Here is a 6,813-nt window from a genome sequence, read left to right on the forward strand (position 1 = left end):
TGCCCGTTTGTGCCCATTCCCTCACCATCAGCACATCTGCACCACCAGCCGAAGGTCGCGTTGGCTCCTCTACGCAATAGAGCGGCGCGCGGGTGCCTAACATCCGCCTACTTCGCTGCCGTCAGCTGCTGGGCCAGCTTCACGGCCTCATGCAGGTTCACGATGCCGCCCGTGCGCGAAAGGGCGGCGCGGGAAGCGAAGGAGAGCAGGCCGAGCAGGGCCAGGCGGCAGTAGGGGCGGTGGGAACGCATGAAAGGAGGAGCAAAGTGCCGGGGGCGTGGTAGCCTCAAGGCGACAAACAACTGCAGTAACGCGCCAGCTCCACTGCGTAACAATCGTTAATAAGTCAACAGGGAAGCTATTCATCAACAACCGAAAAGCTCATTAATCGCGGCTCTAGCGCGAGATGTAGCTGGCATCTCTCATTGCAGCAAATAAATTGCCCTTCGTGGTCGAGGTGTTTCGGCAAGCTCAGCAGGACGTTCTGCTAACGCGATGCCGCCCCCTACAGCCCCAGCAGCTCCTCGGCGGCCGCCCACGGCGTGAGCTGCCCCGCTGCCACGGCGGCCTGCACGGCGGGCAGGCGCTCACGCACGGTGGTGTTGGCGTAAAACCGCGCTTCCAGGGCCTGGGCCACGCTTTGGTGCAGCCACTGCAGCTGCTGCTGCTGCCGCCGCTGCGCGAAGTAGCCGCTGGCCCGGGTGGCGGCGGCGTAAGCTTCGATGGTCTGCCAAACCTCGGCGATGCCGGTGCCGGCTACGGCGGAGGTGAGCAGCACGGGCACGGTCTGGCCCGAGGGCGGGGCCGGAAACAGGTGCAGCGCGCTTTGGTAGTCGAGGCGGGCGCGGCGGGCAGCCTGCTCGTTGCCGTGGTCGGCCTTGGTGATGCACAGCGCATCGGCCATTTCCATGATGCCGCGCTTCACCCCTTGCAGCTCGTCGCCGGCCCCGGCCAGCATCAGCAGCAGGAAGAAATCGACGAGGCCGTGCACAGTGGTTTCGGACTGGCCCACGCCCACGGTTTCGACGATGATGACATCGTGGCCCGCCGCTTCACATAACAATAACGCCTCGCGGGTGGCGCGGGCTACGCCGCCTAGGCTGCGCCCGGCCGGCGAAGGCCGAATGAATGCCCCCGGCTGAGCCGCCAGCCAGGGCATGCGCGTCTTATCGCCCAGAATGCTGCCGCCGCCACGCTGGCTGCTGGGGTCCACGGCCAGCACGGCCAGCTTCAAGCCCTTGGTTTCGACCAGATGTCGGCCCAGGGCCTCGATAAAGGTGCTTTTGCCCACGCCCGGCACGCCGGTGATGCCCACGCGCAGGCTGCCGCCGGTATCGGGCAGAATTTCCTGGAGCACCTGCTGGGCCAGGGCCTGGTCGGTGGGCAGGGTGCTTTCGACCAGCGTGATGGCGCGGCCCAGCACGGTGCGGGAGCCGGCCCGGATGCCGGCGGCGTACTCGGCGGGAGAAAGGCGGGAGGAAGGCAAATGTGTGCGGTAAGCTTTAGCTTGCCGGTGCAATGAGCAATTGCCGGCGTAGATTCCTGAAATCGACGGCAAGCTAAAGCTTACCGCACGTTTTTTCCATGAAAGCTTCTGCTGTTTCCGTTTTGCTGCTGGCCGCTGGGCTGGCCCTGCCCCTTGCCGCCCGCGCCCAGAACGAGCTGAGCAACTTCTCGGCCACCGGCCGGGGCGGGGTCGTCAACACTTTCGCTTCCGATTATCAGGTGATTGGCATCAACCCCGCCAACCTGGGGCGCGTGCCCAATTTCCGGGTGGCCTTCACGGTGGGCGAGGTGGGGGCGGGCATCGGCTCGCAGTCGCTTACCCGCACCACGTTCAAGCACCTGCTCAACGACGGCGGCCAGAGCATCGGCCCCGCCGAAAAGGCCACCCTGGTTACCCAGCTCACCGGCGACAACGTGCTCAATCTGAACATCGATACCAACCTGCTGGGCCTGGCCGTGACGCTGCCCAGCGGCCTGGGGGGCATTGCCTTCAGCAGCCGGCAGCGGGTAGCCAGCCACCTGGCTCTGAATCGCAACGCCGCCGACATCATCGTGAACGGCCAGAATGCCGACGTCATCCGGCAGTACTACCCCGTGCCCAACACCAGCGGCAACCCCACGCCCACCAACCCCAACGCCCCCTTTATCTCGACGGTGCTCGACGGCACCAGCATTCAGGCGGCCGTCACCAACGAGTTCAACGTGGCTTATGGGGTGGAGGTCATTCAGAACACCGGGTTTCATCTGTCCGTTGGGGCGGGCTACCGCTACATTCAGGGCATCGGCATTGCCGATATCCGGGCCAGCGGCGGCACCCTCACGGCCTACACCTCGCTCTCACCGATTTTCAACGTGGACTACGGCGCGCTGGCCAGCGGCAACAATTTCAACCTGGAGCAGGGCACCGGCCTGAAGCCCGTAGGCCACGGCAACGGCTTCGACTTCGGCCTGGCCGCCGAGGTGGGCAAAGTCATTCGCCTGGGGGCTTCGGTCACGGATTTAGGCTCGATGACCTGGACCGGCAACGTGCTATCGGCTTCCGACCAGAAACTTCAACAAGTGGCCTCGACCGGCGTGCAGACCTACGATGTGCTGGCCGAAATTGCCCGGCAGTTCGACGCGGATAACCGCAACCTGTTCACCTACGAAACGGCGAAGGAGCGCACCGCCGCCCTACCCGCCAAGCTGCGCCTGGGCGGCGGCGTGCGCGTGAGCAAGTTCTTCGAAACCGGCCTCGACGTGACCCTGCCCCTGAACAAAGTGGCCGGCAACCTCACCGCGCCCTTCGTGGGCCTGGGCGTAGATGTGCGCCCCCTGAGCTGGCTGAAGCTGAGCAGCGGCTTCAGCAGCGGCGCGGGCTACGGCAAGAGCCTGCCGCTGGGCCTCACGCTGGTTACCTCGGTATGGGAGGCCGGCATCAGCACCCGCGACGTGGTGGGCTTGTTCAGCGAAGATGCGCCGTACGCATCGGCGGCGTTCGGGGTACTGCGCTTCAAGCTGGGCGGCAGCGAGTAGGTGGTGAGGTGGTGCGGGATGAGGCAGCCAGGACCGTGTAACGCGTTCGTTCACTCATGGCCTAGCCACATCAATGAAGCCCCCTTTCCTCGAATGCAGCGCTATGACTTGCGGCCCCGCTTGGGCAATCTTCGTTGGCCAACTCGCACTGGTATTCCGTCCTGCTCGCGCATTTTTAAACCAGCACATTCCAGTGCAGCGACCACCCGGGCCGAAACCCGAAACAGCCTAATAAGCAAGGCCCGCTTCCCGTATAATGCAAGTATTCCTGAGTTGCCTGTTGTTTACCAATCTGTTGTGTTTCCTGCTGTTCGCCTGGGATAAGCAGAAAGCCCAACGGGACCAGCGGCGCATTGCCGAAAAAACGCTGCATCTGGCGACGCTGCCCGGCGCGGCCCCCGGCGCGTGGGCGGCTATTTGGCTGCTGCGCCATAAGAACCGCAAGGCCGCTTTCTGGGGCGTTACCCTGGTGCTGACGCTGCTGCAAGGGGCGGTGCTCTATTTCACGTGGCCTTATTTTCAGGCGCCGTTGTAACCGGGTCAACTGGCTGCCTGTGGGCAGCTGGGCCCTGCATAAGTCAAGCACTGGAATTTCCGGAGCCCAGGCGCAGACGCGGTCATTCGATAGGGTTAAAGAAATCACCATTTTATTAAACTTGGATGGCATCGCCAGGGAATCATGTGGTGCTTGCTGCCTCAGGACATCCCTCGCCGTGGCCTTCCCTGCTGGGTCGGGTGGTGGCTTTAGGCACAGGAAGAAAAGACGAGCCATCAAAACGCAGTTTCCCCTGGTCGGGTCCCCGGACCGTTAGTTGAATTGTTTGGCGTGCTCCAGCACGAGGGAAAGCGTTTGCGGGTCGTCATGCAGCTGGACGTCGGTCACAAAATCCGCTAGCTTCGGGTTGGCCGCCACGGCGGCGACGAACGGCGGGTACTGCTCCCGCAGCATGATGCGGGCCGTGACGAAGAGCGCGGTCTTCAACCCGAAAAGGCCGTACACGTCCACTTCGTAGGGCAGCTTCTCATTGTATTTGGCAACGGCTTCGCGCAACAGGGCGAGCCGTTGCGGGGCCGTTAATTGCGCCAGGTATTCCTCCTGGGCGATAATCATCTCCAGATAGGAGAAAGTGAAAGAATAGGCACCCCGCTGGCCCGGTTCCGGCAAACACCCCGGGTGCAACCGCCGGTACCGCTCCACCAGCACCGCTGCCGCGGTCGGCCGCTGGCGTAATTCCTCAAAGCCATTGAAGTTGGCGAGGGTCGCCCGGGTGCCTTGCTGCAACGAGTTGGCAAGGAGAATGTCCGGGAGCAAGGGGTAAGCCAAACAGGTCGCCACCAGCCCCTCGGTCGAGATGCCCGTCAGGGTCGTGGCCGGTACCTGGCAGACGGCCACCATCTGCGCCGACGTAGTGAGCGCGGCCCACGCGGGGGTACCGGGCCGCACCGGGAATACATAGGTATCCCGTGGCGTTGCGGGGACGTCGGGGACGCAGAAAACTTCTTCTTTTTTACAGGCAACGCAGACGAGTACGCCAAACAGGAAGCTTAAAAGACGGAAGCCGTAGCGCATCAGCAGGTGGAAGAGAACGGTTAGACGAGTAAGATGAAATCAGCGGGGTTGCCAGGCACCGGCGAATACTAGGCAGCAAGATAAGGACGGGCCATCTGGTGATAAATTGACCCTCCTTTTGGTAAACAGGCCGTATTCTCTGTTTCACCGCTTCACTGAACAATACCCAAGGCCAATTTTCCGGTAAATAACCTGCTTTTTTGTGGTTACGACCTAGTTGCAGACGCGCTGGGCCAGCGTAACTTGGCCCCAATGGAAGAATCTACCCTTTCGCTGCTAGCAGAACAGATTGGGCAGCTACATGCCCAAACGCAACAGGCAGCCGCCCAGCAGGTAAATTATTGGCTGACGGTGCGCAATTGGCTCATCGGCTGGCATATTGCCGAATACGAGCAAGGCGGCAGCGACCGGGCCGAGTACGGCGAACGACTGCTACCGGAACTGGCGCGGCAACTGCACGGCATCAAAGGGCTCGCGGAACGGCGGCTGTACCAGTGCCGCGAGTTTTACCGGGCCTACCCCCTGATTTTGCAGACCGTGTCTGCAGAATTGCACCGAGCGGGTTTAGTGGATGCGTTGAAGCCTTTCCCGCGGACCGCACCGGCCCTGGCAAGCGACCCGCACGCCCTGCCGGGCCTTGCCCCGGAGTTGCTGCTGAACCGGTTGAGCTTCTCGCATTTTCTGGAATTACTGGCCCTGGACCGGCCGGTGCAGCGGGCGTTTTACGAGGTGCACGCGGTGAAGAACAGTTGGTCCGTACGGGAGTTGAAGCGGGCCATTGATTCCGCGCTCTACGAACGGACGGGGCTCTCAACCAACAAGGCAGCGGTACTGGCCGGCCACGCCGGCACGCAGCCGCTGGCGGTGGCCGATGTGGTGAAAAATCCCTACGTGTTGGAATTTCTGGGCCTCGAGGAGCGGGCCAGCTACAGCGAGAGCGATTTAGAAACGGCCATTATTGCGCACTTGCAGACGTTTCTGGTGGAGCTGGGCCGGGGCTTCTGTTTTGAAGCCCGGCAAAAGCGCATCACGTTCGACAACGAGCACTACTTCATCGACCTGGTCTTTTACCACCGCATTCTGAAGTGCCACGTGCTGGTGGACCTGAAGATTGGGGCGTTCAGCCACGCCGATGCGGGGCAGATGAACGTGTACCTGAACTATTACCGGGAGCAGGAGATGACCGAAGGCGACAATCCGCCGGTGGGACTCATTCTGTGTGCGCAGAAGAACGATACGCTCGTGCGCTATGCGACCACGGGAATGGCCGAGCAACTGTTTGTGGCCAAATACCAGACGAACCTGCCGTCGGAAGCGGCACTGCAACAGTTGGTGCGGGACGAGCAGGAACGTCTACGCAACGAGCAAAAATAGCCATTCGGAAGTCCAATCGTGGGCGATTACGTCGTCAACCACTATCATTCTTGCTTTAACGATTAAGACCGTTTTGCTAAACGTAGCTATCGCGGATTATAGACTCACTACTCCCATGGATTGCAGTAGGAGACGAAGTCCGGCCAAGCCCTTTTCAGGTGGTCCAGCAGGGCCTTACCGGCTAGGGCGATGGTGTTCTCATGGGAGATATACACGACCCAATCGGGAGTGGCATTGCAGTAGTACATTTCTATCTGGCTTTGATGAGCGAAGCTTTTCACCTCAGCACTTACGCCGGACTTGTCCTCGCCGACTTCGCTAATCGCCCACCAAGACTTTTCGCCCAACTCTGGTAGCAGGTTCTGTAATTGGGCGACCCCAAACTGCTGCTCAAACACATTGTATTCAAAATAGATGGTATCAGCAGAAAGGCGGCCGATTAAGGGGAGCCACATCTTTCTCGGGTCAATGCCCCATTTCTCCCGGAGTTGTTGGCGGACGGTTTCGTTTTTCATATCGAGGCCTGATAATACGCTGCTTTCTTCAAACAGCGCATGTTTACCTTCGGACCGTTTTGCTAAACTTGATATTAGGCGCAAGGGCAGCTGACCTAGTCGAAGTGCCAGTTCATGAAGCTGCTGTAGGTCGTCACAAACGCGGCCCCTAACGCCGCCAACGTATACAGGAAAATTAGGCAGCTTTGGACCCGAACCGCTGGCAACAAGGCCAGGCACAGGGGCACGGTCACGAACTGGGCCATCAACAGGCACAATACCGCAGCTTCGAGCACCGGAAAATGTACTTCCTGCACGGTAGGGCGCGAATCCCCACGAGGCCACTGCCCATAA

The 6,813-nt window shown here is 61.0% G+C and carries 8 protein-coding genes; 3 read left to right on the forward strand and 5 right to left on the reverse strand.

Annotation, left to right across the window (positions count from 1 at the left end):
* Nucleotides 1-107 precede the first annotated feature (107 nt).
* Nucleotides 108-251 (reverse strand): hypothetical protein, encoded by a 144-nt coding sequence (locus ABIB44_RS20095; RefSeq protein WP_354586473.1) that lies wholly within the window; start codon nt 249-251, stop codon nt 108-110.
* A gap of 254 nt (nt 252-505) precedes the next feature.
* Complete coding sequence (gene meaB / locus ABIB44_RS20100; RefSeq protein WP_354586474.1) at nt 506-1,486, reverse strand: methylmalonyl Co-A mutase-associated GTPase MeaB; 981 nt, start codon at nt 1,484-1,486, stop codon at nt 506-508.
* A 98-nt stretch (nt 1,487-1,584) separates the two neighbouring features.
* Here meaB and ABIB44_RS20105 point away from each other — a divergent pair, with 98 nt between their 5' ends.
* Both ABIB44_RS20105 and ABIB44_RS20110 read left to right on the forward strand, forming a co-directional pair.
* Complete coding sequence (locus ABIB44_RS20105; RefSeq protein WP_354586475.1) at nt 1,585-3,021, forward strand: DUF5723 family protein; 1,437 nt, start codon at nt 1,585-1,587, stop codon at nt 3,019-3,021.
* A 256-nt stretch (nt 3,022-3,277) separates the two neighbouring features.
* Nucleotides 3,278-3,556 (forward strand): DUF1294 domain-containing protein, encoded by a 279-nt coding sequence (locus tag ABIB44_RS20110; protein ID WP_354586476.1) that lies wholly within the window; start codon nt 3,278-3,280, stop codon nt 3,554-3,556.
* A 273-nt stretch (nt 3,557-3,829) separates the two neighbouring features.
* Here the strand turns inward: ABIB44_RS20110 and ABIB44_RS20115 are convergent, their stop codons facing one another.
* The gene (locus ABIB44_RS20115) at nt 3,830-4,591 is read right to left on the reverse strand and encodes a hypothetical protein (RefSeq protein ID WP_354586477.1); all 762 of its coding nucleotides are present in this window, start codon (nt 4,589-4,591) and stop codon (nt 3,830-3,832) included.
* Nucleotides 4,592-4,843: 252 nt separating this feature from the next.
* Here ABIB44_RS20115 and ABIB44_RS20120 point away from each other — a divergent pair, with 252 nt between their 5' ends.
* The gene (locus tag ABIB44_RS20120; protein ID WP_354586478.1) at nt 4,844-5,965 is read left to right on the forward strand and encodes a PDDEXK nuclease domain-containing protein; all 1,122 of its coding nucleotides are present in this window, start codon (nt 4,844-4,846) and stop codon (nt 5,963-5,965) included.
* 107 nt (nt 5,966-6,072) lie between these two features.
* On the opposite strand, the gene ABIB44_RS20125 is transcribed toward ABIB44_RS20120, so the two are convergent.
* On the reverse strand, nt 6,073-6,480 hold the full coding sequence (locus ABIB44_RS20125) for a hypothetical protein (protein ID WP_354586479.1): 408 nt from the start codon (nt 6,478-6,480) through the stop codon (nt 6,073-6,075).
* A 95-nt stretch (nt 6,481-6,575) separates the two neighbouring features.
* Nucleotides 6,576-6,813: hypothetical protein (locus tag ABIB44_RS20130; RefSeq protein WP_354586480.1), on the reverse strand; the 238-nt coding region annotated here is incomplete at its 5' end.

It is taken from the genome of Hymenobacter sp. UYCo722, assembly GCF_040547115.1.
In the GTDB taxonomy this organism is placed as follows: Bacteria; Bacteroidota; Bacteroidia; order Cytophagales; family Hymenobacteraceae; genus Hymenobacter.

Excerpts from the sequence above, each read along its gene's own strand:
- ABIB44_RS20095 (WP_354586473.1), bottom strand. The coding sequence starts at position 251 with ATGCGTTCCCACCGCCCCTACTGCCGCCTGGCCCTGCTCGGCCTGCTC.
- ABIB44_RS20110 (WP_354586476.1), top strand. The coding sequence starts at position 3,278 with ATGCAAGTATTCCTGAGTTGCCTGTTGTTTACCAATCTGTTGTGTTTC.
- ABIB44_RS20115 (WP_354586477.1), bottom strand. The coding sequence starts at position 4,591 with ATGCGCTACGGCTTCCGTCTTTTAAGCTTCCTGTTTGGCGTACTCGTC.
- ABIB44_RS20125 (WP_354586479.1), bottom strand. The coding sequence starts at position 6,480 with ATGAAAAACGAAACCGTCCGCCAACAACTCCGGGAGAAATGGGGCATT.
- ABIB44_RS20120 (WP_354586478.1), top strand. The coding sequence starts at position 4,844 with ATGGAAGAATCTACCCTTTCGCTGCTAGCAGAACAGATTGGGCAGCTA.
- ABIB44_RS20105 (WP_354586475.1), top strand. The coding sequence starts at position 1,585 with ATGAAAGCTTCTGCTGTTTCCGTTTTGCTGCTGGCCGCTGGGCTGGCC.